At 70.3% G+C, this 25586-nt stretch carries 21 protein-coding genes, 1 tRNA gene and 1 pseudogene; 9 read left to right on the top strand and 14 right to left on the bottom strand.

The genetic code is table 11. The annotated features are described in order from the left end of the window. Positions 1 to 436: 436 nt before the first annotated feature. The 4 genes from ABT063_RS29175 to ABT063_RS29160 all read right to left on the bottom strand — a co-directional run bounded on the left by ABT063_RS29175 (position 437) and on the right by ABT063_RS29160 (position 4233). On the bottom strand, positions 437 to 1297 hold the full coding sequence (locus ABT063_RS29175) for a hypothetical protein (RefSeq protein ID WP_351062303.1): 861 nt from the start codon (positions 1295 to 1297) through the stop codon (positions 437 to 439). 107 nt (positions 1298 to 1404) lie between these two features. Continuing rightward, a complete protein-coding gene (locus ABT063_RS29170; protein ID WP_351062301.1) occupies positions 1405 to 2601 on the bottom strand; it encodes a tyrosine-type recombinase/integrase in 1197 nt (398 codons plus the stop codon). Positions 2602 to 2696: 95 nt separating this feature from the next. Further along, positions 2697 to 3026, bottom strand: coding sequence for a plasmid stabilization protein (locus ABT063_RS29165; RefSeq protein ID WP_351062299.1), 330 nt, complete (start codon positions 3024 to 3026; stop codon positions 2697 to 2699). An 88-nt stretch (positions 3027 to 3114) separates the two neighbouring features. After that, the gene (locus tag ABT063_RS29160; RefSeq protein WP_351062298.1) at positions 3115 to 4233 is read right to left on the bottom strand and encodes a WD40/YVTN/BNR-like repeat-containing protein; all 1119 of its coding nucleotides are present in this window, start codon (positions 4231 to 4233) and stop codon (positions 3115 to 3117) included. A gap of 244 nt (positions 4234 to 4477) precedes the next feature. On the opposite strand from ABT063_RS29160, the gene ssgD reads away from it, so the two are divergent. Beyond that, positions 4478 to 4894: a spore wall synthesis regulator SsgD gene (gene ssgD / locus ABT063_RS29155; RefSeq protein WP_351062296.1), complete on the top strand. Its 417-nt coding sequence runs from the start codon at positions 4478 to 4480 to the stop codon at positions 4892 to 4894. Between the two features lie 224 nt (positions 4895 to 5118). Here the strand turns inward: ssgD and ABT063_RS52330 are convergent. From ABT063_RS52330 to ABT063_RS29145, 3 genes and pseudogenes are all read right to left on the bottom strand, one after another. Beyond that, a pseudogene (locus ABT063_RS52330) lies at positions 5119 to 5358 on the bottom strand (isocitrate lyase/phosphoenolpyruvate mutase family protein); the annotation flags it as partial. Positions 5359 to 5431: 73 nt separating this feature from the next. Continuing rightward, positions 5432 to 5776 carry an isocitrate lyase/phosphoenolpyruvate mutase family protein gene (locus tag ABT063_RS52325; protein WP_502990906.1) on the bottom strand — a complete coding sequence of 115 codons (345 nt, stop codon included), beginning with the start codon at positions 5774 to 5776 and terminating at the stop codon, positions 5432 to 5434. 64 nt (positions 5777 to 5840) lie between these two features. Beyond that, positions 5841 to 6491: a GOLPH3/VPS74 family protein gene (locus ABT063_RS29145; protein WP_351062294.1), complete on the bottom strand. Its 651-nt coding sequence runs from the start codon at positions 6489 to 6491 to the stop codon at positions 5841 to 5843. A 293-nt stretch (positions 6492 to 6784) separates the two neighbouring features. On the opposite strand from ABT063_RS29145, the gene ABT063_RS29140 reads away from it, so the two are divergent. From ABT063_RS29140 to ABT063_RS29125, 4 genes are all read left to right on the top strand, one after another. Next, positions 6785 to 8407: an ABC-F family ATP-binding cassette domain-containing protein gene (locus ABT063_RS29140; protein ID WP_351062292.1), complete on the top strand. Its 1623-nt coding sequence runs from the start codon at positions 6785 to 6787 to the stop codon at positions 8405 to 8407. 10 nt (positions 8408 to 8417) lie between these two features. After that, positions 8418 to 10673: an ATP-binding cassette domain-containing protein gene (locus tag ABT063_RS29135; protein ID WP_351062290.1), complete on the top strand. Its 2256-nt coding sequence runs from the start codon at positions 8418 to 8420 to the stop codon at positions 10671 to 10673. A 96-nt stretch (positions 10674 to 10769) separates the two neighbouring features. Next, a complete protein-coding gene (gene ddaH, locus ABT063_RS29130) occupies positions 10770 to 11546 on the top strand; it encodes a dimethylargininase (protein ID WP_351062289.1) in 777 nt (258 codons plus the stop codon). 204 nt (positions 11547 to 11750) lie between these two features. Then, a complete protein-coding gene (locus ABT063_RS29125; RefSeq protein WP_351062287.1) occupies positions 11751 to 12728 on the top strand; it encodes an acyl-ACP desaturase in 978 nt (325 codons plus the stop codon). A gap of 20 nt (positions 12729 to 12748) precedes the next feature. Here the strand turns inward: ABT063_RS29125 and ABT063_RS29120 are convergent. The 3 genes from ABT063_RS29120 to ABT063_RS29110 form a co-directional block, all read right to left on the bottom strand. After that, a tRNA-OTHER gene (locus ABT063_RS29120) sits at positions 12749 to 12827 on the bottom strand. A 446-nt stretch (positions 12828 to 13273) separates the two neighbouring features. Further along, positions 13274 to 13489: a hypothetical protein gene (locus tag ABT063_RS29115; RefSeq protein WP_351062285.1), complete on the bottom strand. Its 216-nt coding sequence runs from the start codon at positions 13487 to 13489 to the stop codon at positions 13274 to 13276. A 183-nt stretch (positions 13490 to 13672) separates the two neighbouring features. Beyond that, positions 13673 to 13918 (bottom strand): WhiB family transcriptional regulator, encoded by a 246-nt coding sequence (locus ABT063_RS29110; protein ID WP_351062283.1) that lies wholly within the window; start codon positions 13916 to 13918, stop codon positions 13673 to 13675. Between the two features lie 271 nt (positions 13919 to 14189). Between ABT063_RS29110 and ABT063_RS29105 the strand changes: the two genes are divergently transcribed. After that, positions 14190 to 14978 (top strand): VOC family protein, encoded by a 789-nt coding sequence (locus tag ABT063_RS29105; RefSeq protein WP_351062281.1) that lies wholly within the window; start codon positions 14190 to 14192, stop codon positions 14976 to 14978. A gap of 23 nt (positions 14979 to 15001) precedes the next feature. Here the strand turns inward: ABT063_RS29105 and ABT063_RS29100 are convergent, their stop codons facing one another. Both ABT063_RS29100 and ABT063_RS29095 read right to left on the bottom strand, forming a co-directional pair. After that, a complete protein-coding gene (locus ABT063_RS29100; protein WP_351062279.1) occupies positions 15002 to 16039 on the bottom strand; it encodes a LacI family DNA-binding transcriptional regulator in 1038 nt (345 codons plus the stop codon). A gap of 117 nt (positions 16040 to 16156) precedes the next feature. Continuing rightward, positions 16157 to 17179 carry a multicopper oxidase domain-containing protein gene (locus tag ABT063_RS29095; RefSeq protein WP_351062277.1) on the bottom strand — a complete coding sequence of 341 codons (1023 nt, stop codon included), beginning with the start codon at positions 17177 to 17179 and terminating at the stop codon, positions 16157 to 16159. Between the two features lie 189 nt (positions 17180 to 17368). Here ABT063_RS29095 and ABT063_RS29090 point away from each other — a divergent pair, with 189 nt between their 5' ends. Together ABT063_RS29090 and ABT063_RS29085 are read left to right on the top strand one after the other, a co-directional pair. After that, entirely contained in the window at positions 17369 to 19858 is a 2490-nt protein-coding gene (locus ABT063_RS29090) for a ThuA domain-containing protein (RefSeq protein ID WP_351062275.1), read from the top strand. 44 nt (positions 19859 to 19902) lie between these two features. Next, on the top strand, positions 19903 to 22065 hold the full coding sequence (locus ABT063_RS29085) for an OmpL47-type beta-barrel domain-containing protein (RefSeq protein WP_351062449.1): 2163 nt from the start codon (positions 19903 to 19905) through the stop codon (positions 22063 to 22065). Here the strand turns inward: ABT063_RS29085 and ligD are convergent. Further along, positions 22052 to 23089, bottom strand: a complete 1038-nt coding sequence (ligD, locus tag ABT063_RS29080; RefSeq protein WP_351062273.1) for a non-homologous end-joining DNA ligase — start codon at positions 23087 to 23089, stop codon at positions 22052 to 22054. The two genes, ABT063_RS29085 and ligD, sit on opposite strands and share 14 nt — an antisense overlap. A 74-nt stretch (positions 23090 to 23163) precedes the next feature. Here ligD and ABT063_RS29075 point away from each other — a divergent pair, with 74 nt between their 5' ends. Further along, on the top strand, positions 23164 to 24231 hold the full coding sequence (locus tag ABT063_RS29075) for an ATP-dependent DNA ligase (RefSeq protein ID WP_351062271.1): 1068 nt from the start codon (positions 23164 to 23166) through the stop codon (positions 24229 to 24231). Position 24232: 1 nt separating this feature from the next. On the opposite strand, the gene ABT063_RS29070 is transcribed toward ABT063_RS29075, so the two are convergent. Next, positions 24233 to 25423 (bottom strand): zinc-dependent alcohol dehydrogenase, encoded by a 1191-nt coding sequence (locus ABT063_RS29070; protein ID WP_351062269.1) that lies wholly within the window; start codon positions 25421 to 25423, stop codon positions 24233 to 24235. Positions 25424 to 25586 lie beyond the last annotated feature (163 nt).

Here is a 25586-nt window from a genome sequence, read left to right as displayed (position 1 = left end):
GGTGTGCGGTGGCCGCCGCGGGCGGGGGCGAGGTCTTCCTCGGTCAGGACGCGGCGGTAGGTGCGGCCGCCGTGGGTGAACGGCGTGTTGGTGGCGGCTGCTGAGGCGTGTTCTAGGAGCGTGCGGGCACGGTCGTAGCGCTCCTCGACATGTCGGACGAGGAGCGGCAGGAGTGGTTGTCGCAGACGGGTGCGGTCGGCAGACCGCTCGTTGATCCGGCGCCGACGCTTGGCCAGTCCGCGCAGTTCGCTGGGCGGGACCGGGCATGAGGCAACCCACGGAGCCCACCGTTCGGGTTCGTCGGCGGCCCAGGTGTGCAGGTCGTAGTAGAAGCTGCGGACGGCGATGACGACGGTGTCGACCCCGATACGGGGCTTGCCGTCGTGGCGGACGCCGATCTGCCGGCGCCAGGCGCTGTAGACGTCGGCCGGAATGTTCAGATCGGCTTGCCCGGGGTTGATCTCTTCGATGCGGGCCCAGAAGTGGTGGGCGACGTTGCGGACAAGGTTGACCAGGGAGGCGTAGTGGTGTCGGACTTGCGGCGGTGGAAGTAGTCGAGCAGGAGCCGGCGGACGCCCTGGTTGCGGATGGTGTGGCGGTCGACGAGTTCCTCGAGCGTGAGCTGGCCGCGGTGCAGGGCCTGACGCAGGGTGCCGGGTGTGCTGGGCGGGAAGTGGCCCATCCCGTGCAAAACATTCCAGGCAGCGTGCCCGGCGAACACGTTGGCGTCCCTTTTACCGGGCCGCAGAACAGCCTTCGCCGTGCGTGAGGCGTGGGCGTGGTGGAGCAGGGCCGCCGGGCTTAGGTCGGCGAAGCCAATACCTTGGACCGCCATCAGGCAGCACACGTCGAAGAGCGCTTCGCGTTTGTGGGGCCAGGAGAAGTCATGGTGAGCGACCCGGGCGGCGTACTTCTCCAGCAGGCGGTCGTTCTGGGCAGCGATGAACTGGTCGGGGAATCCGTTGAAGTTGTGCTTCTTCATTACCAGCAGCGTCGGCTGGACGACGCGGAGGCAAAACAGCGCCCTGATCCCGACGCTGTACTTCTGCCCGGTCCGGTTGGTGCCCAGTTCAGCGGCGGTGATCTCGCCGCGGCCGAGGGGGCTGGCATCCCAGCGCTGTTGCCAGGTGCTGCCCTCGAACCCGCCCAGGTAGGACAGGACGCGCCGGGTGGAGGCCCGGTGCTGTTCGGCGGTCCGTGCGGAGGCTGCCGGCGAGGCGTCGTAAGCGAGTTGGCCGATGAGCTGTGGCGTGGCGGCGGACAGATCCCCGAAGAGGCGCGGCACGGTGGTCGCCAAGGCCGGTCGGGCCTCGATCTGGCTGGGAGGCGGAGCTGCTGGCAAAGGCCCGCTTGTCGACGGCGTGGGTGTGGCGGCGGCTGACTCCGGTGGTGGGCCGGGCGAGGTCAGGCACCGAACACCGCCTCGAGGTCCGCGGCGGCGTAGCCCGCGGGGTAGTGCCTGGCCGGTCGGGGCGTGGCGTAGTGCTCGGTGAGTTTGTCGAAGAGTTCCTCGATGTGGACGGCCAGATAGCGGTTGGTGGTCTGGATGTCGGCGTGCCGCATGATCGTCTGGACCTCGGGCAGCGTGAGTTTTCCGCCGTTGGCCATGCGGTAGGCGGCGGTGTGCCGAAGATCGTGCAGGGACCAGTTCGTTCCCAGCAGGGAGTTTGCCCGCTGCATGACTCGGCGCTTGGCCCAGTAGGTCAGCGGACGGTCGGGGCCTCGGCGGGCCCTCCAGAGTGGTCCGCCATCGGCGGGTGTGCCGGCCGCGTCGAGGTAGAGGGCCAGGCGGAACAAGCCCTGCGGGGAGACCGGGACCGCTTCCCTGGCCCGGGTGCCCTTGGTGATCACATAGATCCGCTGACCGGACCAGTCGATGTCGCCGACGGTGATGCCGAGGAGTTCCTTGGCGCGTGCACCGCTGGAGACGAAGATCTCCAGCAGTGCCCGGTCCCGGTCGCAGTTCATCGCGGTGAACAGTTCGTCCCACAGCCGGTCGGGAATCGACCGCGGCGACCGGTCGGACACTCGCTGCCGCAGCCGGGCCCGGCCCACCACCGGGGTAGGTTCCAGCGGACTGCGGTGCCCCAGTGTGCGGCGCCGCTGAGCCGAGTGCGGCACCGGGTTGACGACCGGGCCGCGGCCGTGATGGGCGTGGAACTCGTAGAACCCGCTGATCACCGCCAGAGCATGATTGATGGTGCGCGGCGCGTACCCGGCGCACAGGGATGCCTTGCCCGTGCGGAGATTGACCGCCCCGGCCACCGCAGCATCGGCCCGGTGCCGCTGACGCTGCGGGTTGGCGGCCGAGCGAAGCCAACCCGTCAGCACCGCGACCTCCGACTCCGTCGCCCGCTCCCACCCGGTGCCCAGCAACCACAGCAAGCGGAACCACCGCAGCATCCCGTAGCCGTAGCTGCGGCAGGTCAGCGGGCTGGAATCCCCAAGCGCCAGGTCCCGCAGAAACGCGGTGACCGGCTCGACCTCGGCCCCCGTCACATCGAGCATCGCGTACGGCGGATGTGCCCGGTTCACCTCCACCACTCGTCCAACGCGAGGGATGGCCTGTCGGCCCTCCATCAACTCATCGCGTACACCCATCGCTTGCTCCCTAATCGCGGCCTGTTACGCCGTGACCAACGAGGCGAGGATGGTGCAGTCAACAGAGCAATACCGGGAGACCGCCGGCTGAGCGGTCAGCTCTTTCCGCCCAGCGCGCGCTGCAGCTGGCTCTTGTTCATGTCCGAACGGCCCTGAATGCCGCGCCGCTTGGCCTCCTCGTAGAGCTGGTCGTAGGTGGGCCCCTGGGATCCCTTGCCGGACCGCTGGCCGCCCCGCCGGCCGGACGACATGTCCTTGGTCGAGGTGCGGCCGGCGCTCTTCGACTCGCCGGACCGGGCGCGTTCCTTGTTGACCGTCCGCGCCGCGATCTCCTTGGCGCGGCCGGTGCTCTCGCCGCGGTCCTCGGCGCTCTTCTTGATGTGCCCGTACTGGCGCTCTCTCTTGGAGCCGGAACCACGTGGCATGTCCGCTCACTCCTCTCACGTTCGGTGAACGGGTACCCGGATTCCGGCGAATGCGGCATACCGCACGCTGTCCGCTCCGCGGAAGTTCTCAGCTTTCCAGGCGAGCCACCCGCCCCTGCTCGCCGGACGCCCAGCAGCCAAGGTCCGGCGCGCAGTCCACGGTGTCGTACGAGCCGGTGTCCACCGTCCGCCAGGTTCGGCCGCCGTCCGTCGTCAGATCCGTGCCGGTGGGACCCACCGCGAGGGCGGCCGTCCGGCTGTACGGGAGCCAGGCCACGCCGGATCGGTAGGCGGGCGGCGGCTCGGCGGCGGGCTGCCAGCCGCGGCCACCGTCGGCGGTGCGTGCCGCGGGTTGCGGCGAGGTCTGGTCCGCGCGGTAGTCGCCGCCGACCGCGAGGCCGTGCGTGCGGTCGCGGAAGGCGAGCGCGAAGACGCCACGGGCCGGATCACCGGCCGGGATCGGCGTGTCGGAGGCCGTCCAGGTCAGCCCCCGGTCGGCGGAGTGCAGCACGCGCGCGCGTGCGGCCCCTCCGGTGGCCAGCCAGACATCCTTGGGGCCGGACGAGACCAGGCACTGGCCGCCGGCGGCGAACCCCGCCTCGCCGTCCTGCGCGGCCGGCATGCCCTCGCTCGGCAGCACCTTCCAGGTACGGCCGCCGTCGCCGGTGGACAGGATGCGGAACTTCCCGTCCACCGGGTCGCTCATCGCGAGGCCGTGGCGGCGGTCGAAGAAGGTGAGGCAGTCGTAGAAGGCCCGCGCGTCGGTGTTGCGGAAGGACTCGGTCCAGGTTTCGCCGCCGTCGTCGGTGCGGTAGACGCGGGACGCCTCGCCCTCGCCGATGGCCAGCACGACGGCGCGCCGCGCGTCGAACGCCTCGATGTCGCGGAACTGCAGTTCGGCGGCGCCCGGCGGGGAGACGTTCCGCCAGCTCGCGCCGCCGTCGGTGGTGCGCAGGACGGTGCCCCGGGTGCCCGCGACCCACGCGGTGTTCCGGCTGACGGCCGCGAGGCCCCGGAACCGCACGTCCGGGCTGCCGCTGTCCTTGAGCTCCCAGTGCGGCGTCCGGTGTCGCGGTCCGTGCGCCGCCTGTGCCGGTACGGCGGTCAGGACGGCCAGCGCGGCCGTACAGGCGGCCCCCGCGGCAATGGTCCGGCTCGTACGTCTCGTCCGTCGTCTCGTCCGTCGCGTGTTCCCCAAGCGCCTCATGGCGGGCGAAGCTAGCCCACCGCCCCGGTGCCGTCCAGATGCCCTCGACCGTGCTGGGACCGGTGCCTCGCTCGCCACAAGTGCCTTTCGGATCCCGGGAGGAGAGCTACGCCACTTCAGTGAATGAACGCCGTGACAGAGGTCACTCGACATTCGTGCGCACGGATTGGCTGATTCCGTCGTCTCTTCCAGTGCCCGGCCTCATCTCCGGAAGTCCGTCCCGCCGTCACAAGGGAGCAAGGCGTTGTCCATCGTCATCGAGCATCCCGTCGAGGCCCGTCTCGTCGCCGCCGCGCCGCGGATGCCGAGCATTCCCGCCACGCTGCATTACGACCGGCGTGACCCGTTCGCCGTCCGCATGACCTTCCCGGCCCCGGCCACGCTGGAGGGCGTGGAGGTCTGCTGGACCTTCAGCCGCGAACTGCTCACGGCCGGCCTGGAAGAGCCCGAGGGCCACGGCGACGTGCGGGTGCGGCCGTACGGCTACGACCGCACCGTCCTGGAGTTCCACGCTCCGGAGGGCACCGCCGTCGTGCACGTCCGCACGGGCGAGCTGCGGCGGTTCCTCCAGGCGACCGGCGAGCTGGTGCCCGTCGGCCTGGAGCACCTCCAGCTCGACCTGGACCACGACCTGGCGGAGCTGATGCGGGACGCCTGCTGAAGTTCCGCCAAAGCGCCGGCCCCAGCAGCGACTCGTACGTCCCCGCGCCCAGCAGCTCCCGCGCGGCGCGGCGGACCAGGGCGTGCGCGGTCTGGGTGATGCCCGAGCCGACGCTCACGCGCTCCCCCACTCCCGACTTCGCTCGAGCGGGAGGCACCCCCATCGCCGAGTGCGGCCAGCTCGGCGACCGGCGGTGCGCCGGGACCGGTCATGACGTTGAACGGTCCGTCGACGCCGTCGACGAGCAGCTTCACCGTCCCCGGGTCGACGGCCCCGGGGACGAAGATCCCGTCGGCGCCCGCGGCGAGGAAGGCGGCGGCCCGCTCCAGGGTGAGGTCCACTCCCCCGGCGCCGCGCAGGAGCGTGTCGATACGGGCGTTGACGAACAGCGGCACCCCCTCAGCGTCGGCGGCCTCGCGGGCGGCGGCGATCCTCCCCCAGACTCCGTCCGGGGGGACCCCCATCTCGCTTCGCTCGCCTGCTCGGCGACCGGCCGCAGCGGGTCTCCCCCGACCTCATACAGCGCGTCCTCGATGTTCACCCCGACCGCACCGCCGCGAGCACCGCCCGGACGGTGTCGGCGACGCCCTCCGGGTCCTTCGCGTAGCCGCTCTCGATGTCCGCGCTGACGGGCACGTCGACCGCGGCGGCGATGCGCGCCACCGCGTCGAGGGCGCGGTCGCCCTCCATCCGGTCGCCGTCCGCCGCGCCCAGAGTCCAGGCGAGCCCGGCGCTCGTGGTCGCCACCGCGGCGGCGCCCGCATCCTCCACGAGACGGGCGCTCACGGTGTCCCAGGCGTTCGGCAGGAGGAGCGGGCTCTCCGGAACGTGCAGGGAGCGCAAGGCGAGGGCGCGCTCGCGCAGGGCGTCCTGGTCCGTCATGCGGTTCTCCCAACCAGCCGTGACCGGCCGCCGGCTGGCAGGAATCCGACATCGACGGGCGGGCTCAGCCAGCGGCAGGTACGGACACCGCCATCAGCACTTCGGGGAGGACCCTCCGCAGCACGGGCGAGGCCGCCCCGCTCCGCTCGGTCAGCTCCTCCAGCCGCTGCCTGCGGCCTGTGCGGTCCTTGCCCGGCAGCAGCGTGCGCAGCTCGGCCGCGGCGGCCAAGGCCACGACGGCCGCGTCCCGGTCGGAGACCTCCGCGACCGGCACCGGACCCCGGAGAACCCGGCGCGCCTCCTCCTGCAACGCCCGCACGTCGGCGACGCGCTCCAGGACGTACTCCACGGTCGGGAAGACCCCGAGGACCCGGCTCTTCTCCGCGCGCAGGTAACCCTCGGCGGTCAGCTGCTCCCGTACGGCGTCCTGGGTGGCCCGTGCCCGCAGCGTCACCCAGGCCCGCCACCGGTGCGGGCGGGACTCCCGGACGAGCTCCAGCAACCCGTCCAGGACGGCGTCCCCGGTGAGGGCGTCCAGGTCCACCGGCGTGGCGATGCCGTCCTCGTCGGTGAGCAGGCCGCGCCGGACCAGTTCGGTGAGCGCGCCGGCCCGGACCAGGTGGTGCAGGCCGGCGGCGTCCGTTGCCTCCTGCCTCGCGGTGTCCCAGGCCAGCAGGTAGAGCCGGGCCGGCAGCGAGAGCGAGCCGTTGGGCACGGGGCCTCCTTGGCGTGGTGAGGGGGGCTCACGTTAATGCGTTGACAGCCCCAGAGGCGGCTCCTACGGTGTACAGCGGTCCTGTTGCCGTCGATTGGAGAAGGACGTTGCTCGTCTGAGGTCCTGAGACACCGCGTCACACCCGCGAGGTGTGTGCGCCGCGTGCGACCTCGGCGTTCGAGCCGTCCTCCGGAGCAGGGCTTTTCTCATGCCCCGAGGCTTCTCCCCCGTTGGTCGCCGGTGTCTCGATACGCGTTTGCCCCTGATCACGTCGAGCAACCGCGGAGGCCCGCATGCCTGCTTCCATCACCTGTACGTCCCTGTCCTTCACCTGGTCCGACGGCACCCCCGTCTTCGAGGACCTCGACGTCGCCTTCGGCCCCGGCCGGACCGGGCTCGTCGGCGTCAACGGTTCAGGAAAATCAACTTTGTTGAAGCTGATCGCCGGAGAACTCACTCCGGCCGACGGCACCGTCCGCGTGGCCGGCGAGGTCGGCTACCTCCCGCAGAGCGTCACGCTCGACACCGCGCTGCGCGTCGACGAGGCGCTCGGCATCGCCGCACAGCGGGTCGCGCTGCACGCCATCGAGGCGGGGGACGTGGCCGAGGAGCACTTCGAGACGGTCGGCGACGACTGGGACGTGGAGGAACGAGCCCTCGCCACGCTCGGCGAACTCGGGCTCGGCCACGTCGAGTTGGACCGCACCATCGGCGAGGTCTCGGGCGGTGAGTCGGTGCTGCTGCGACTGGCCGCCCTGCTGCTGAGCCGGCCGGACGTCCTGCTGCTCGACGAGCCGACCAACAACCTCGACCTGTACGCGCGCAGGCGGTTGTACGCGGCCGTGGCGGCCTGGCCGGGGGTCATGGTCGTCGTCAGCCACGACCGCGAACTCCTGGAACTGGTCGACCAGATCGCCGATCTGCGCTCCGGCGAGATCACCTGGTACGGCGGCAACTACTCCGGCTACGAGGAGGCGCTCGCCACCGAACAGGAGGCGGCGGAGCGGATGGTGCGGGTCGCCGAGGCCGATCTGAAGAAGCAGAAGCGTGAACTGATCGACGCCCAGGCCAAGTTGGCCCGCCGCAAGCGGTACGGCCAGAAGATGTGGGACCAGAAGCGCGAGCCGAAGATCGTCATGGGAGCGCGCAAGCGGGAGGCCCAGGTCTCCGCGGGCAAGCACCGCATCATGCACGAGGAGAAGCTCGCCGAGGCCAAGGGCCGGCTCGACGAGGCGGCGGAGGCCGTACGGGACGACGACGAGATCCGCGTCGACCTGCCGTACACGGCCGTACCTCCGGGCCGTACCGTGCTCACGCTCCAGGACCTGGAGTTGGCGTACGGCGCACGCGTGGCGGGCGGTTTCGACCTGCGCGGTCCGGAGCGGATCGCGCTGATCGGGCGCAACGGCGCGGGCAAGACCACGCTGCTGCGGACGATCGCCGGAGAACTGGAGCCGGTGTCGGGCGAGGCGAAGGCGTACGTCCCGCTCCGCTTCCTGCCGCAGCGGCTGGACGTGCTCGACGGCGAGCTGACCGTCGCCGAGAACGTGGCCCGGTTCGCACCGGGCGCCACCAACAACCGGATCCGGGCACGGCTGGCCCGCTTCCTGTTCCGGGGTGGCCGCGCCGACCAGACGGCGGCGACGCTGTCCGGCGGCGAACGTTTCCGGGCGGCGCTGGCCGCGCTGATGCTGGCGGAGCCGGCACCGCAGCTGCTGATGCTGGACGAGCCGACGAACAACCTGGACATGGCGAGCGTACGGCAGCTCACCACGGCCCTGGAGTCGTACGAGGGGGCGCTGATCGTGGCCGGCCACGACCTGCCGTTCCTGCGGTCGATCGGCATCACGCGCTGGCTGCTGTTGGACGGAGAACTCCAGGAAATCACGCCAGAAGCTGTCGGGTATCCCGCCTAGCGTCGGGTGCATGCCCGAATTCATCACCCTCACCCGAGCCCGGGAGAACAACCTCAAGGACGTCACCCTCCGCATCCCGAAAGGCCGGCTGACCGTGTTCACCGGTGTTTCGGGATCGGGAAAGTCGTCCGTCGTCTTCGACACGATCGCGGTCGAGTCGCAGCGCCAGCTGAACGAGACGTTCACCTGGTTCGTGCGCAACCGGCTGCCCAAGTACGAGCGGCCGCACGCCGACGCGCTGGAGGACCTCACGCCGGCCATCGTCGTCGACCAGCGGCCGATCGGGGGGCACTCCCGGTCCACGGTCGGCACGATGACCGACATCTACTCGGTGATGCGGGTGCTGTTCTCCCGGCACGGCACCCCGAGCGCCGGTCCGGCGACGGCGTACTCGTTCAACGACCCGTCGGGCATGTGCCCGCGGTGCGACGGCCTGGGCCGGACGGTACGGCCGGACTGGGACCGCGTCCTGGACCCCGACCGCTCGCTGGCGGACGGGGCGGTCCGCTTCCCGCCGTTCGCGGCGGGGACCTGGCAGGGACAGGCGTACACGAACACCGACGAGCTCGACCCGCACAAGCCGGTCGGTGAGTTCACGGCCGCCGAGCACCAGTTCCTGATGCGCGGCCGGCCCGGCAGCAAGGTCACCGTCAACGGCAGCGGCGGCACCTGGACCACGGAGTACGAGGGGCTCGCCGACCGGTTCGAGCGGCTGTACCTCAAGCGCGACCTGTCCGCCATGAGCCAGAAGACCCGTGACCTGGTGCGGGACTTCCTGGCGGAGGGCACCTGCCCGGTCTGCCACGGCGCACGCCTCAACCAGGCGGCGCTCGCCACCCGGATCGGCGGCCGGAACATCGCCGACTGCACGCGGATGCAGGTCACCGACCTCGTCGCCGTCCTGAAGGAGATCGACGACCCGGTCGCCGCCCCCATCGCCAGGGCCGCCATCACGGCGCTCGAACGCATCGACGTGATCGGCCTCGGCTATCTCAGCCTGGACCGCGAGACCGCCACGCTCTCCGGCGGCGAGGGACAGCGGTTGAAGACGGTGCGGCACCTGGGCTCCAGCCTGACCGGGATGACGTACGTCTTCGACGAGCCCAGCGTCGGCCTGCACCCGCGGGACGTCGGCCGACTCGGCGAGCTGCTGCTGCGGCTGCGCGACAAGGGGAACACCGTGCTGGTCGTCGAGCACGACCCGGACGTCATCGCGCTGGCCGACCACGTCGTCGACATGGGGCCGGGCGCCGGTGCGCAGGGCGGGCGGGTGGTGTTCGAGGGGACGCCGGACGAGCTGGCCGGGACGGACACCCTGACCGGGCGGTGCCTGCGTCGCCGTACCGCGCTCAAGGAAGAAACGCGTACGGCGACCGGCGGGCTGTGGGTGAAGGGCACCGACCGGCACAACCTGCGGGACGTGACCGTCGAGTTCCCGACCGGGGTGCTGACCGTGGTGACCGGGGTCGCCGGTTCCGGGAAGAGCACGCTGGTCGCGGAGTTCACCGACGGCCATCCGGACGCCGTCGTCGTGGACCAGTCGTCGATCGGGATCTCGGCGCGGTCGACTCCGGCGACGTACATCGGGATCATGGACACGGTACGGAAGGTCTTCGCACGCGAGACGGGGGCCGAGCCGGGGTTCTTCAGCTTCAACTCCACCGGCGCGTGCGGCACTTGCGAGGGTCGCGGGATCATCTACACCGACCTCGCCTTCATGGACCCGGTGACGACGACCTGCCACGACTGCGAGGGGCGGCGCTTCAGGGACGAGGTGCTGCGGCTGACCGTCGGGGGCAGCTCCATCGCGGACATACTGGAAATGACGGCCGACCAAGCACTCGGCCACTTCGACGACTCGGGCGTGCGGCGCCGGCTGCGGGCCCTGCGTGACGTCGGACTCACCTACCTCACGCTCGGCCAGCCGCTGTCCACGCTGTCCGGCGGTGAGCGGCAGCGCATCAAGCTGGCCACGCGGCTGCACCGGACCGGGGCGGTGTATGTGCTCGACGAACCGACGACCGGGCTGCACATGGCGGACGTCGAGGGGCTGCTGGCCCTGCTGGACCGGCTGGTCGACGCGGGCAACACGGTGGTGGTGGTCGAGCACAACCTGGACGTCGTGGCGCACGCCGACTGGATCATCGACCTCGGCCCGGACGGAGGCCGGGACGGGGGTCGGGTGATCTTCGAGGGGACCCCACGACAGCTTCTGACAGCACCGGGCTCCCACACGGCGGCGCATCTCAGGAGGGCCACAGCCTGACAACGAGGGTTTTGCCGGGGCGGACCGGCGCTGCATGATGGCTGATCGGCGCCGCGACACGGCGCCGGACCTGCCCCGCCGATACGGAGTTCCCTCGTGCCCAGCAAGAAGGCCCTCGTCCGCCGCCCCAGCCCGCGTCTCGCCGAAGGTCTGGTGACGCACATCGAGCGGGAGAAGGTCGATGCCGACCTCGCGCTCGAACAGTGGGAGGCGTATGTCGAGGCCCTGGGCGCGCACGGCTGGGAGACGATCGAGGTGGACCCGGCCGACGACTGTCCCGACTCGGTGTTCGTCGAGGACACGGTCGTCATGTACAAGAACGTCGCGCTGATCACCCGGCCGGGCGCGGGGTCCCGGCGTGACGAGACCTTGGGTGTCGAGGAGGCCGTGGCCCGCCTGGGCTGCTCGGTGAACTGGATATGGGAGCCGGGCACGCTGGACGGCGGCGACGTGCTGAAGATCGACGACACGATCTACGTCGGCCGGGGCGGCCGGACGAACGCGGCCGGCGTCCAGCAGCTGCGGGCCGCGTTCGAGCCGCTCGGGGCGCGGATCGTCGCAGTGCCGGTGAGCAAGGTGCTGCACCTGAAGTCGTCGGTCACCGCGCTGCCCGACGGGACGGTCATCGGACACATCCCGAAGGTGGACAAGCCGTCGCTGTTCCCGCGCTTCCTGTCGGTGCCGGAGGAGTCCGGGTCGCACGTGGTGCTGCTGGGCGGCGAGAAGCTGCTGATGGCGGCGAGCGCGCCGAAGACGGCGGAGCTGCTCGCCGACCTCGGCCACGAGCCGGTCGTGGTCGACATCAGCGAGTTCGAGAAGCTCGAGGGCTGTGTGACATGCCTCTCGGTGCGGCTGCGGGATTTGTATGCGTGACAGAGTGAGCACACTGCCCTTTTCGGTCCCGGACCTGCGGTTCCCGGGGCCGTTTGCCATGCCCGGGGAACACGGCTGATCAGGGGTCTTTACACCACACTTAACCTACGGCTTCGTAACCTACGGATTCGTAGCCTACGATTCCGTAGGTTGCCGGCACCGCTCGCCGACTCGTACCCCATTTCCGCGTCCCCTGGAGTACCCGTGACGATCACTTCCCCTCACCTCGGCAGCCCGTCCTCCGCCTGGACCGACGCCCGCCTGCTGTACGCGCTGGAGGAAGTCGTCGAGAAGGAGCTCAACCGGCACCTGAACGTCGCCAAGGACTGGATGCCGCACGAGTACGTGCCGTGGAGCGACGGCCGCAACTTCCCGGGCGTCTTCGAGGACGGCGAGGCCTGGGAGAAGGAGCAGTCCAAGGTCACCGAGATCGGCCGGATCGCGCTGGTGGTGAACCTGCTCACCGAGGACAACCTCCCCAGCTACCACCACGAGATCGCCAGCCTCTTCGGCCGTGACGGCGCCTGGGGCACCTGGGTGCACCGCTGGACGGCCGAGGAGGGCCGGCACGGCATCGTGATGCGGGACTACCTGCTCACCTCGCGCGCGGTGGACCCGGACAAGCTGGAGCAGTTCCGCATGGCTCACATGAGCGAGGGCTTCGAGCACGACCACCGGCACTCGATGCTGCACTCGGTCGCCTACGTCGCCTTCCAGGAGCTGGCGACCCGCGTCTCCCACCGCAACACCGGCCACCAGTCCGGGGACCCGGTCTGCGACCGCATGCTGGCGCGCATCGCGACCGACGAGAACCTCCACATGGTCTTCTACCGCAACCTGCTGAAGGCGGCCTTCGACCTCGCGCCCGACCTGACGATGCAGGCGGTGCGCGACGTGATCGTGAACTTCCGCATGCCCGGTCACGGCATGCCCGGCTTCGAGCGGGCCGCCGCGCAGATGGCGATCGGTGAGATCTACAACATGCGCATCCACCACGACGACGTCCTCCAGCCCGTGCTGCGCTTCCTGAAGGTCCTGGAGATCGACGGTCTCGGCCCGGAGGGCCTCAAGGCGCAGGAAGAACTCGGCCTGTACATGGGCGGCCTGGACTCGGAGGCCTCCAAGTTCGACGAGAAGCTGGCGGCGCGCAAGGCGCGGATGGCGGCGCGGGCGAGCGCCTGACACTGCCGTGCCGTCCAGGGAGGCGGGGCGACTGGATTCGAACCAGCGTGTCCCAGTTTTGGGAGACCGGCGCGCCTGCCTCCGCGCTGCGACCCCGCCCTTGACGGCAGCTCGGTGAACCGGCCGCTCCTCGTGGGCGGTCCGGTGCACGCCGCGTACGGCGGCCACGTCGGCCGGGACCGGCAGGGCGGGCACGTGCGCGCTGAGCGCCTCCAGGCGGCGCTTGACGCTCGCGGCGATGCCCCGGCCCAGCACTGAGCGGGTTGATGGTGCGGGGCGCGGTGTCGAGGAGGCGGTGGGGAGTGCCCGCGAGGGCCTCGGCGATCGTCTCGGCGGCTGCCAGGTCGATGTGGTTCTCGGTCGCGCCGAGCACCGCCGCCGCCCGTACCCGGCGAAGGTCCAGCAGGGTGACCCCGGCCACCGTCGCCGCCGACACGAGCCGGGCCGCCGCCCGCGAACCGATGCCGTTGCTCGCGACGGACAGCCGGGTGAGCCGTCCGTACGGCGCCCGCTACAGGGCGTCGGCGAGGCGCAGAGCGCCGGCGTCACCCAACCGGGCCGCGGAGACGTACGGTTTCGTCGATCGCGCCCGCGGCGATCACCTCGGCCGGCGGCTCCGCACCGTCCTCTCCCAGCGGACTACCGCCGACGAAGAGCCGCTCGATACCGCGCCCGCCCGCGGCCGCCGCCAGTAGCCCGTCGGCGAGGACGGCGGCACCCGCCGCGTCGAGGCTCGTCCGGACGAGGCCCAGGGTGCGCAACGACCGTGGGGATCCGAGGAGTTCGGCCGCCGCCCGCCCTCCCCGCTGCCCAACGGATCGCGTTTGAGCCAGACACCGGTGACGACCTGCGCCTGCGGAGAAGCCCGCAGCCGGTCGGCGATCCGGCAGGCGCCTTGCGTGGTGATGCCGTTGCAGCCGAGAGGGAGCGCAAGGAGGGCCGGGCTAATGGGGCGTACGCCTCAGGTGCAGCCGCTCCTTCTCCGACAGGCCGCCCCAGACGCCGAAGCGCTCGTCGTTCGCCAGCGCGTACTCCAGACAGGCGGAGCGCATCTCGCACATGCCGCAGATGCGCTTCGCCTCGCGCACCGAACTGCCCGGCTCGGGAAAGAAGAAGTCCGCCCCGGTCTGCGCGCACAGCGCCTGCGTCTGCCAGGCGAGGTCGGCCGGGGTGATCGTGTCGATGTGCATGAGCGAAATCGTGCCGGGCGGCGAAAAACGTTCGATCAACGCCCGATCAACGCCTCGTTGAGGGCCTCCGGCCGTCCGATCATGGCGCGGTCGGGCACCTGGGCGCACGGCGGCGCGCGGGAGGATGTGACGACGATATGAACTTCTATGATCACCCACTGTGATCAGGGCCGGGCAGTAAGCCCGCGCGATTGTCAGTGGGCGGTGCAAGACTCGGCAGTGCAGGCAACGGGACCCGTCAAAGACCGGGACCTCTCAAAGGAGGGCAGAGATGCTCACCACCCGCTTTGTCACCGGCGCTCCGAACTGGCTCGATCTCGGCACACCGGACATCGACGGCGCTTCCTCCTTCTACGGCGGCCTCTTCGGCTGGGAGTTCCGCTCGGGCGGTCCCGAGACGGGGGGCTACGGCTTCTTCCAGCTCGACGGCAGGACGGCTGCGGGCGGCATGCAGACCACCCCGGACCAGGGCCCGCCGTCCTGGACGGTGTACTTCCAGACCCCGGACGCGGACGCCACGGCGAAGTCGGCCGAGCAGGCGCACGGCTCGGTGCTCATGCAGCCCATGGACGTCCTGGACCAGGGCCGTACGGCGATCCTCGCCGACCAGGCGGGCGTGCCCTTCGGTATCTGGCAGCCCGCTGCCAACAAGGGCCTGGAGGTCGTGGAGAAACCGGGATCGCTGTGCTGGCTGGAGCTGTACACGCCGGACCTCCCGGCGGCCGCCGGGTTCTACAACAGGTTGTTCGGCTGGGAGACCACCGCCCTCACGTTCGCCGGGATCACGTACACCACCGTCCACCCGGCGGGGATCGAGTCGGATGCCATGTTCGGCGGCATCGTCCCGCTGGAGGACGATGCGACCAAGGAGAAGGCCGGGGCCTGGCTGCCCTACTTCGAGGTCCTGGACGCGGACGCCACGGTCACCGCGGCGCAGGAGCGGGGCGGCGTCGTCCGTCTGCCGGCGACGGACCTGGAGAACGTCGGCCGCATCGCCGAACTCGCCGACCCGTACGGAGCACGCTTCGCGGTGATCAAGAGCTCGCCACCGCAGACGTGACCGAGTACATGACCGAGTAGCGGTCACGCCGAGGCGCGGCGTACCAGTGTCGTCGGCAGGACGACGCCGGACGGTGTGGCTCCCGCCTCCTGGGGGGTGTTCCGCCGGTCGAGGCCGCGCAGCAGCAGGCGGGCCATCAACCGGCCCATCTCCTCGATGTCCTGACGGACCGTCGTGAGCGGTGGATCGGTCTGCTCGGCGACCGGCAGCATGTCGTCGAAGCCGATCACGGCGACGTCCTCGGGCACCCGCAGCCCGCGCTCGCGCAGCACGCGCAGGGCTCCCGAGGCGGCGAGGTCGTTCGCGGCGAAGACGGCGTCCAGGTCCGGGCGGCGGTCGAGGAGTTCACGCATCGCCCGCTCGCCGCCGGCCGGGGTGAAGTCGCCCTCGACGATCAGCCGCGGGTCGGTGTCGACCATGACGTCCCGGTAGCCGTCGAGCCGGTCCACCGCGGAGGTCTGGTCGAGGGCGCCGGTGATGTGTGCGACCCGGGTGCGGCCGAGGCCGACGAGATGGCGTACGGCCTCGCGGGCGCCGCCGCGGTTGTCGCTGTCGACGTACACCACACCGTGGCGGTCGCCGCTCCAACCGGGCCGGCCGCCGAACACGGTCGGGACTCCGGCCCGTTGGATCAGTTCCGGCAGCGGGTCGTCGAGGTGCAGCGAGAACACCAGCGCTCCGTCGACGTGACCGCCGGCGAGATAGCGACCGACGCGGGCGTGGTCGTCGCGGCCCTCGGTGAGCAGAAGGACCAGCTGGTTGTCGTGGACGGTCAACTCCTTGCTGATGCCCCGCAGTTGCAGAGCGAAGAAAGGGTCGGCGAAGACACGGGTCTCCGGTTCGGCGACGACGACGGCGACGGCGTCGTGGCGTTTGGTCACCAGACTGCGGGCGGCCTGGTTGGGTACGTACCCGAGTTCCTCCACGGCCCGCCGCACCCGCTCGACGAGGGGCTCGCGCACCCCGTCCCCGCCGTTGACCACGCGGGAGGCGGTGGCCCGTGAGACACCGGCCCGGGCGGCCACGGCCTCCAGCGTGGGGCGAGGCACTGTGTCGGTCACTCGGGGCTCCTAGTCGGTGGGTGCGGATCAGGATAGCCCTGGCCCGACCACCGGAGTGAGAGCGCTCTCGACACCCTCACCCACGGCCTTCCCGCAGCGTCACCGACCCATGGTCCGTCAGTGTTCGTGCTCGCGCCCGGACCCGGGTCCGGGCGGGGATTCGGCCTCGGGCACGGCTCGGTGTTCGTGCGGCTCGTAGCCGGGGATCGTCCCGTCCGGCTTCTTCACCAGGAACAGCCCCACCATCCCCATGTCGGAGTGGCTCTGCACATGGCAGTGGTACATCCACGCCCCGGCTCCGACGCCCTCCCCGGCGATCACTTGGAAGCCGAAGGAGTCGGCCGGGCCCGTGATCTTGTTGTCGATGACCTGACTCGGGTCGTCGGGGCCGGTGAGCATGCCCGTACGGTTGTCCGCCCAGCGGTGACCGTGCATGTGGAACGTGTGGTAGAACTCGCCGTGCGTGATCACCGCGAACTCGACGCGATCCCCCACCGTGGCCTCGAAGTCGGGGCCGGAGTGCGCCGGCTTGTTGTTGATCAGCATGTCGTTGAAGACGATCGTGTGCGTCCGGTCGGGCAGGACGTCTCCCTTGCGGCGGACGATCACCGGGCCGTACAGGCCGTTGCGGAGACCGCCGGTGCCGTGCTCCGTGCCGACGACGTGGTCGTGGTAGTGCCAGTAGCCCGCACTGCCGGCCCGCCAGGTGCCGTCCTTGCGGCGGCCGGGGGCGTGGGTGCGCCAGGTGTAGGTGCGGGTGCCGCCGGGTTCGACATCGCTCTTGTTCAACTTCGTGCCGTCGCTGGAGACTTCGTAGTCCAGGCCGTGGACGTGGAGGCTCGCCGCGACATCCATCGTGTTCTCGAACTCGATGTGCAGGGTGTCGCCCTCGTTGAGCTCGATCAGCGGCCCGGGGATCGTCGCCTTCCCCTTCTCGAGGCCGTAGCCCATCTGTCCGCCGGCGAGCCTCTCGGCGTACAGCTTGATGCGCTTGACCTGGCCGCCGGCCGGGGCCGTCCTCGCCGGTCCGTCGGCGCTCGCGGCCTCGGACGCCGCGGACAACGATGTCGCGACGCTCCCACCACCCACGACCGCCGCGCCGCCCAGCAGCACCCGCCGGTTGAATCCGCGTCTGTCCATGCGGAACTCCCCACCCTGATACGGAACTTGCGGAGACGTACCTGTGATGAACCTGTGCGACGGTACCGGCCCCGCTCCTGTTTATCCACACTCAGGACAAAGTTCGTGCCATTGCGGTCATAGGTATTGGCTAGGGGTGCAAAGAGGTCTAGCTTCCTTGGCGCCGTCGCTGTGACCGAGGAGGTGCCCATGCACTTACGAGGGTTGAGCACAACAAGCACGAGAAGACGGGCCTGGGCGGCCACTGTGACCGCCGGGGTCGTCGCCGCCGGACTGCTGTCTGGCCCTGCGGCCACCGCCCGCCCGGCCCCCGAACCGTCCCCGACAACGATGTCCGTCAAGTCGCCGCCAGGCGGCGCGAACGTACGGGTGCTGCTCTTCCACGGGTCCGCCGCGGCCGGGGACGAGGCGCCGGTCGTGAACGCCGGCATCGAGGCCATCGAGAGGATCGGCCTGTCCGGACCGGCGAACCAGCGCTTCAAGGTCGAGGCCACCGACGACGCCTCGGTCTTCACCAATGACACGAAGCTGGGCCGGTACAACGCGATCGTGTTCCTGACCGGCGGCGGAGACGTCCTCGATCCTGAGCAGGAGGCGGGCCTGGAGGCCTACATGGAGGCCGGCGGCGGTTTCGTCGGCATCCATGACGCGGCCCGTGCGGAGCCGTACTCGGACTGGTTCACCGGTCTGGTCGGCGCCCGTCCTGCCGCGTCCAGCCCTACGACCGTGCAGCGCGCGACCGTTGAGGTCGGCGATCGGCAGCATCCGGCCACCAAGGAGCTGCCGGTGCAGTGGAAGCGCCCCGACCAGTGGCTGAACTGGGTGAAGAACCCGTCGGGTGACGTGCATACGGTCGCCCGCGTACGGGAGTCGACATACCGGCCGGGTGCGAGCGCCAACGGCTGGGACCATCCGATCAGCTGGTGCCGGGACTACGACGGCGGCCGTTCCTTCTACACGGGCATGGGCGGCACGGTGTCGTCGTACGACGAGACGGACTTCCGTGCGCATCTGCGCGGCGCCCTGATGTGGACCACCCGTCTGGTGCAGGCAGACTGCAAGGCGACGATCACCGGCAACTACAAGGCGGAGCGGCTCACCCAGCCCAACCAGCCGGGGAAGAACGACCAGATCGGCGAGCCGCACGGTCTGGTCACCGCGCCCGACGGCCGCGTGCTCTACATCGGCCGGGGCGGCGCCGACTCCTCCCAGCCGGTGATCATCGACTGGAACAACCCCGACATCGGCAAGGGCAAGGGCGAGATCCACGTCTACGACCCGAAGACCAAGAAGGTCACGCTCGCGGGCGAGTTGACGGTCTTCGGCAACAAGGGCGGCGGCGACGAGCTGGTCAAGGTCGAGGAGGGCCTGCTCGGCATCGAACTCGATCCGCGCTTCGAGCAGAACGGCTGGGTGTATCTGCACTACACGCCCCACTCGCAGATCAACCGCGACACCCGGATGGCCGAGCGGCGTGTCTCCCGCTTCACTCTCGACCTCGCCACCAACAAGCTCGACCTGAGCAGCGAGAAGGTGCTGCTCAAGTGGCCGGTTCAGATCCACAGTTGCTGCCACGCGGGCGGCGGGATGGCCTGGGACTCCAAGGGCAACCTGTACATCGCCACCGGGGACAACAACTCCAGCGGCTTCAGCGGCGGTTACTCGGGCAACAATCCCCAGCCCAATTACAAGGGCGTCTCCTTCGCCGACGCGCGCCGCACCTCCGGCAACACCAACAACCTCAACGGCAAGATCCTGCGCATCCATCCGGAGCCCGACGGGACGTACACCCTCCCGGACGGCAACCTGTTCACCGGCAGGGAGACCGAGGAGGGCGGCGGGAAGACCCGCGGCGAGATCTATGTGATGGGCGTACGGAACCCGGCGCGCATCTTCGTCGACCGGCGGACCGACGTCCTGTACGCGGGCTGGGTCGGCCCGGACGCGAGTGCGCCGTCCCCGACCTGGGGTCCGGCCAAGTACGACACGTTCGCCGTGATCACCGAGGCGGGCAACCGCGGCTGGCCGTACTGCATGGGCAACAAGCAGCCCTACCGCGACCGTAATCTGCCCGATCCGACGCAGCCGCTGGGCTGGTACGACTGCGACCACCCGAAGAACGAGTCACCGAACAACGACGGCCTGGTCAACCTCCCGCCGGTCACCGGCAACAACATCTGGTACTCGCCCCAGGGCGGCGCACCGGACTACCCGCGCGACGCGAACGGCGTCCCCTCCTACAAGCAGGAGGAGGCCACCTACCTGCTGCCGTGGCTCAAGGGCGGCGGCCAGGCCGCGATGAACGGGCCGGTCTACCGGTACGACGACGTCTCGGCCACCAGTGAGGTCAAGTGGCCGTCGTACTGGGACGGCAAGTGGTTCGTCGGCGACTTCTACGACGCCGACCAGCCGCGCCACGCGGTCATCACCGACCCGAAGAACCACGGCGCCGGCGGTCTGCCGATCCACGCGGAGTCGCTGAAGAAGATCGTGCCGGTCGGCAACGACGGCATCAAGAACCTCATGGACTGGAAGTTCGGTCCGGACGGCGCGCTGTACGTCCTCGACTACGGCCGCGGCTTCTTCACCTCGGACGCCAAGTCGGCGCTGTGGCACGTCACTTACAGGGGTGGCGGCCAGACGCCGGCCGCCGACCAGCTGGCCAGGGGGGCGCAGTGAGACGGCAACGAAGAATCTGGACGGCCCTGTTGGCCGCCGTACTGATGATGCTCGGGCTGCAGTCGACGTCCACCGCTCAGACCGCGCGTGGTGAGCGTGCTGAGCAGCCGGCCGCCGCCCAGGTGCTCACCTGGACCGCCGGCAACGACATCGACAAGTACACGTCCGCGCCCGCCACGGCCGTCGCGGGCGCGGCGACCATCGTCTTCGAGAACAGCGAGGCCACCGGCAACACGATCGGCATGCCGCACACGCTGACGTTCGTGACCAGCGATCCCGAGTTCAACAACGACGTCCAGCTCAACATCCTGGCCAACCCGAACGACGAACAGGGCGGCCGCCACACCGCCGAGGTCACGCTCACGCCCGGCCGGTACTTCTACCACTGCACGATCCCCGGCCACGGCCGGATGCAGGGCATCCTCGTGGTGACCGAGGGCGGGGGCGAGGACACGACGCCGCCGGAGACGGCGGCGAAGGTGACCGGCGCGCAGAACGCGAAGGGTGAGTACGTCGGTTCGGCGAGCGTCACGGTCAGCGCGACGGACGACGGCGGGTCCGGCGTCGACGGTATCCAGTATGCGGTCGGCGACGAGGGCGACTGGCGACCGTATACCGCACCGGTCGTCGTCGACCAGGTCGGCAGCCACAAGATCCGCTACCGAGCCATCGACAAGGCGGGCAACACCTCCGCCGAGAAGACCGTCGAGTTCACCGTCGTCGCACAGCCCTCCGACGACACCACACCGCCGGAGACCTCGGCGACGATGAGTGGCGAGCGGGACGCCGACGGGGCGTACATCGACATGGCCACGGTGACCGTCTCCGCCTCCGACACCGGCTCCGGCGTCAACACGATCGAGTACGCGGTCGGCTCCGGCGCCTGGCAGCCGTACACCGCCCCCGTGATGGTGCATCAGGTCGGCACGCACACCGTGCGCTACCGGGCCACCGACAAGGCGGGCAACGTCGCGGCCGAGAAGAGCGTCGAGTTCACGGTCGTCGCGACACCACCGCAGGACACGACACCGCCGGTGACGGGCGTGACCGTCGAGGGCACGAAGAACTCGGACGGGGCCTACATCGGGAACGCCAAGGTCACCGTGAGCGCCACCGACGACCACGGCGGCTCGGGTGTCGACCGGATCGAGTATTCACTCGACGGCGGACCGTACATCGCATACACCATCCCGGTGGTGGTCGACCGCGCGGGTGCGCACACCGTGGCGTACCGGGCGACCGACAAGGCGGGCAACACCTCCGCGGCACGCACGGTGACCTTCACGGTGGTGTCGAGCCAGGTCCCGGCCCCCAACTGCCCCGAGTACGACGAGCGGTTGACGGTGATCGTCGGCACGGTCGACTCGGGTGTGCCGAACCGGGTCACCAACAGCCGGTGCCGGATCAACGAGTTGATCGAGGACGAGAAGGAGTGGACGTCCCACGCGCTGTTCCTCAAGCACGTGAGGACCGTCCTGGACAAGCTGCTCGAGGAAGGGATCGTCGATCAGCGCGAGTTCAACGCGGTCCAGAAGGCCGCCCGTCAGTCCGGGATCGGCAAGCCCGGCCAGACCGAGGGCTACCGTACGATCCTCGACGGCAGCGCGGAGTCCTTCGCCAAGTGGCAGCAGGTGGGCGGCGGTTCGTTCGGGCTGAACGCCGACGGGTCGATCACCAGCGGCACCACCAAGGCGGGCCTGGGCATGCTGTGGTTCCCGCAGCGCAAGTACGGCGACTTCTCGCTGAAGCTCCAGTGGCGTGACGACGCTCCGGGCACCGGGAACGCCAACTCCGGTGTGTTCGTGCGGTTCCCGTGGGTCCACGACCACCCGGAGGAGTCCCGGCCGGAGTGGGTCGCCATCAAGTACGGGCACGAGGTGCAGGTGCTCGACCGGCCCGACGGCGACATGTACAAGACGGGCTCGGTCTACGGCTTCGACCGGGTGGGGCTCGCCGGTGCCGGCGTCACCCAGAAGGGAACCTGGAACGACTACGAGATCCGGGTGGTCGACCAGCACTACTCGGTCTACCGCAACGGCGTGCTGATCAACGAGTTCGACAACATCGGCGGCCAGGACTTCACCCCGCCCCGCTCGGACGACCCGGGCACGGACGGGCGACGGTTCGCCTCCGGCTACATCGGGCTCCAGGTGCACGGCACGACGGACGTGGTCTCGTACCGGGACATCAGGATCAAGGAGCTGTAGGTCCCGGAGGAGGTACCGCCTTCTTCGCCCTGCTCGGCTGTACCCGCTTGGGTTCCCCCGGCATCTTCGGATACTCGGGCGGGTACGGCAGATCGCCGAGCCCGTGATCGTGCTCGTCGCGGCGCGCCAGCTCCAGGAGCGCTTCGAGCGAGAAGCGGTGTTCGTCCATGTCCGCGTGCACGTCGCCGAGTTCGGCGAAGCGCGCGGGCATGGTCGCGAGGTCGAAGTCCCGCGGATGGGCCTCGCCCACCTCCTCCCAGCGCAGGGGCGCGGAGACCGGCGCGTGCGGGCGCGGCCGTACGGAGTAGGCGGAGGCGATCGTGCGGTCCCGGGCGGTCTGGTTGTAGTCCAGGAAGATCCGCCGGCCCCGCTCCTCCTTCCACCACTTGATCGTCACGTGGTCCGGCATGCGGCGTTCCATCTCGCGCCCGACGGCGATGGCGGCGCGCCGGACCTGGGTGAAGGTCCAGCGCGGTTCGATCGGCACGAAGACGTGCAGGCCCCGGCCGCCGGACGTCTTGGGCCAGCCGCGCAGGCCGCCGAACTCGTGGAGGACGGCGCGCAGTTCGTGGGAGGCGCGGACGGCGTCCTCGTAGTCGGTGCCGGGCTGCGGGTCGAGGTCGATGCGCAGTTCGTCGGGGCGGTCGACGTCGTCGCGGCGCACCGGCCAGGGGTGGAAGGTGAGCGTGCCGAACTGGGCGGCCCACAGCACGGCCGCCTCCTCGGTGGGGCACATCTCGTCCGCGCTGCGGCCGCTGGGGAAGGTGATGTGGGCGGTGGGGATCCAGTCGGGCATGTTCTTCGGGGCCCGTTTCTGGAAGAAGGACTCGCCGGTCACTCCCTCGGGGTAGCGCTCCAGCATGGTGGGCCGGTCGCGCAGGGCGCGCAGGATGCCGGGGGCGACGGCCTGGTAGTACTGGGCGAGGTCCAGCTTGGTGAAGCCGCGCTCGGGAAAGAAGATCTTGTCGGGGCTGGACAGCCGTACGGTCCGGCCGCCCGCTTGAAGTTCCACCGCTTCGCCCATGCGAGCCACGGTAGGCGCACCGCGCGAACCTCGCACACCGGGCATTTCTCGCCGTACAAGAGCAGAATCGGACCATGGATCTGCCGGTGATGCCGCCCGTGAAGCCGATGCTCGCCAAGTCGGTGGCGAGGATCCCGCCGGGCATGCACTACGAGGCGAAGTGGGACGGGTTCCGGGCGATCGTGTTCCGCGACGGCGCCGAGGTCGAGCTGGGCAGCCGTACGGGCAAGCCGCTGACCAGGTACTTTCCCGAGCTGGTGGCGGCGCTGAGGGAGCGGTTGCCGAAGCGTTGTGTGCTGGACGGGGAGATCGTCATCGCCCGCGAGGGCCGGCTCGACTTCGACGCGCTGACCGAGCGTATCCACCCGGCGGACTCCCGGGTGCGGATGCTGGCCGAGAAGACGCCGTCCTCGTTCGTGGCCTTCGATCTGCTGGCGCTGGCGGACGACTCGCTGCTGGACGTGCCGCTGGCCGACCGGCGGCCGCTGCTCACGAACGCCCTGTCCGGAGTGACGGCCCCGGTGCACCTGGCACCGGCGACGACGGACATCGACGTGGCGCGGAAGTGGTTCGAGCAGTACGAGGGGGCGGGCCTGGACGGTGTCATCGCCAAGCCGCTCACCGTGCGGTATCTCCAGGACGAGCGCGCCATGTTCAAGATCAAGCACGAGCGCACGGCGGATGTCGTGGTCGCGGGCTACCGCCTCCACAAGAGCGGCCCGGTGGTCGGCTCGCTCCTCCTCGGCCTCTACGACGACCGGGGCGCCCTCCAGCACGTGGGCGTGTCCGCCGCCTTCCCCATGAAGCGGCGCGCCGAGCTGGTCGAGGAGCTGGAGGCGCTGCGCATGGACGACGTGGCGGGGCACCCCTGGGCGGCCTGGTCGGACGAGGCGGCGCACGAGACGGCCCGGCTGCCGGGCGCGCCCAGCCGCTGGTCGGGCAAGAAGGACCTGTCCTGGGTGCCGCTGAGGCCGGAGCGGGTGGCCGAGGTGGCGTACGACCACATGGAGAACGGCGCGCGCTTCCGGCACACGGCCCGTTTCCGCCGCTGGCGCCCGGACCGGACCCCGGAGAGCTGCACCTACGCCCAGCTGGAGGAGCCGGTCCGCTACGACCTGGAGGAGATCTTCGGGGGCCCCTGACTCAGGGCGTCATCAGCACCTTGACCGCGCCCTCCCGCTTGCGCTGGAACATCTCGTACGCGTGCGGCGCCTCGCTGAGCGGCAGCCGGTGGGTGGCGAAGTCGTCGACGCCGAGGGGGTCCTCGTCGGTGAGGTACGGGAGGATCTCGTCGCTCCAGCGGCGCACGTTGGCCTGGCCCATCCGGATCTGGATCTGCTTGTCGAACATCGTGAGCATCGGCAGGGGGTCGGCCATGCCGCCGTAGACGCCGGTGAGCGAGAGCGTGCCGCCCCGGCGCACCAGTTCGATGGCGGTGTGCAGGGCGGCGAGCCGGTCCACGCTGAAGCGCTCCGCGAGCGGGCCGCCGATCTTCCGGGGCAGCAGGGACGAGGCATGCTGGGCCAGCCGGGCGGCGGCGCTGCCGTGGGCCTCGGTGCCGACCGCGTCGATCACCGCGTCGGGGCCGCGACCGTCGGTCTCGTCGCGGATCGCCGCGATCAGTTCCTTCTCGTTGTCGAAGCTCCTGAGGTCGTACGTCTGGACGCCCCGGGACCGTGCCCGGCGCAGCCGTTCGCTCACCAGGTCCACGCCGAACACCCGGCCGGCGCCGCGCACCTGGGCGATGCGGCAGGCCATGTCGCCGATCGGCCCGAGGCCGAGCACGGCGACGCTGCCGCCCTGCGGGACGTCCGCGTAGGCGACCGCCTGCCAGGCGGTGGGCAGGACGTCGGAGAGGTAGACGAACCGGTCGTCGGGCGGGCCCTGAGGGACCTTGATCGGGCCGTACTGCGCCTGCGGGACGCGCAGGTACTCGGCCTGGGCACCCGGTACGGCGCCGTACAGGCGGGTGTAGCCGAACAGGGCGGCGCCCATGCCCTCGCTGGTGACCTGGGTGGTCTCGCACTGCGTCGGCAGCCCCGTCAGGCACATCCAGCAGTTGCCGCAGGCGATCTGGAACGGCACCACGACCCGGTCGCCCACCGCGAGGTCCGGCACCGCGGCGCCGACCTCCTCGACGATGCCCATGGGCTCGTGGCCGAGGATGTCACCCGGTGTCATGAACGCGGTGAGCACCTCGTACAAATGCAGGTCGGAGCCGCACAGCCCGCTGGAGGTGATGCGGATGACGGCGTCCGTCGGCTCCTGGATCTTCGGATCGGGCACGTCCTCCACCCGGACGTCCCGCTTGCCCTGCCAGGTCACTGCCTTCATCGCGAAGCGCTCCCTCCGTCACGTCCGCGTGTCCGGTTCGGTCCTGCGGTGGGGGCCCGGGGCCCCGGGGCCCCGCCGGCCCACCGCCCAAAAATGGCGGGTAGGTGTATTTCCCCCCCGCCATAACAAACCGGCGGGTTTTGGCAGAAAATGGGCACAAAGG

The organism is Streptomyces sp. NPDC002838 (genome assembly GCF_040295365.1).
In the GTDB taxonomy this organism is placed as follows: Bacteria; Actinomycetota; Actinomycetes; order Streptomycetales; family Streptomycetaceae; genus Streptomyces.
Note: the sequence above shows the minus strand (reverse complement) of the source record. Positions and strands in the feature narration are given on the sequence as shown.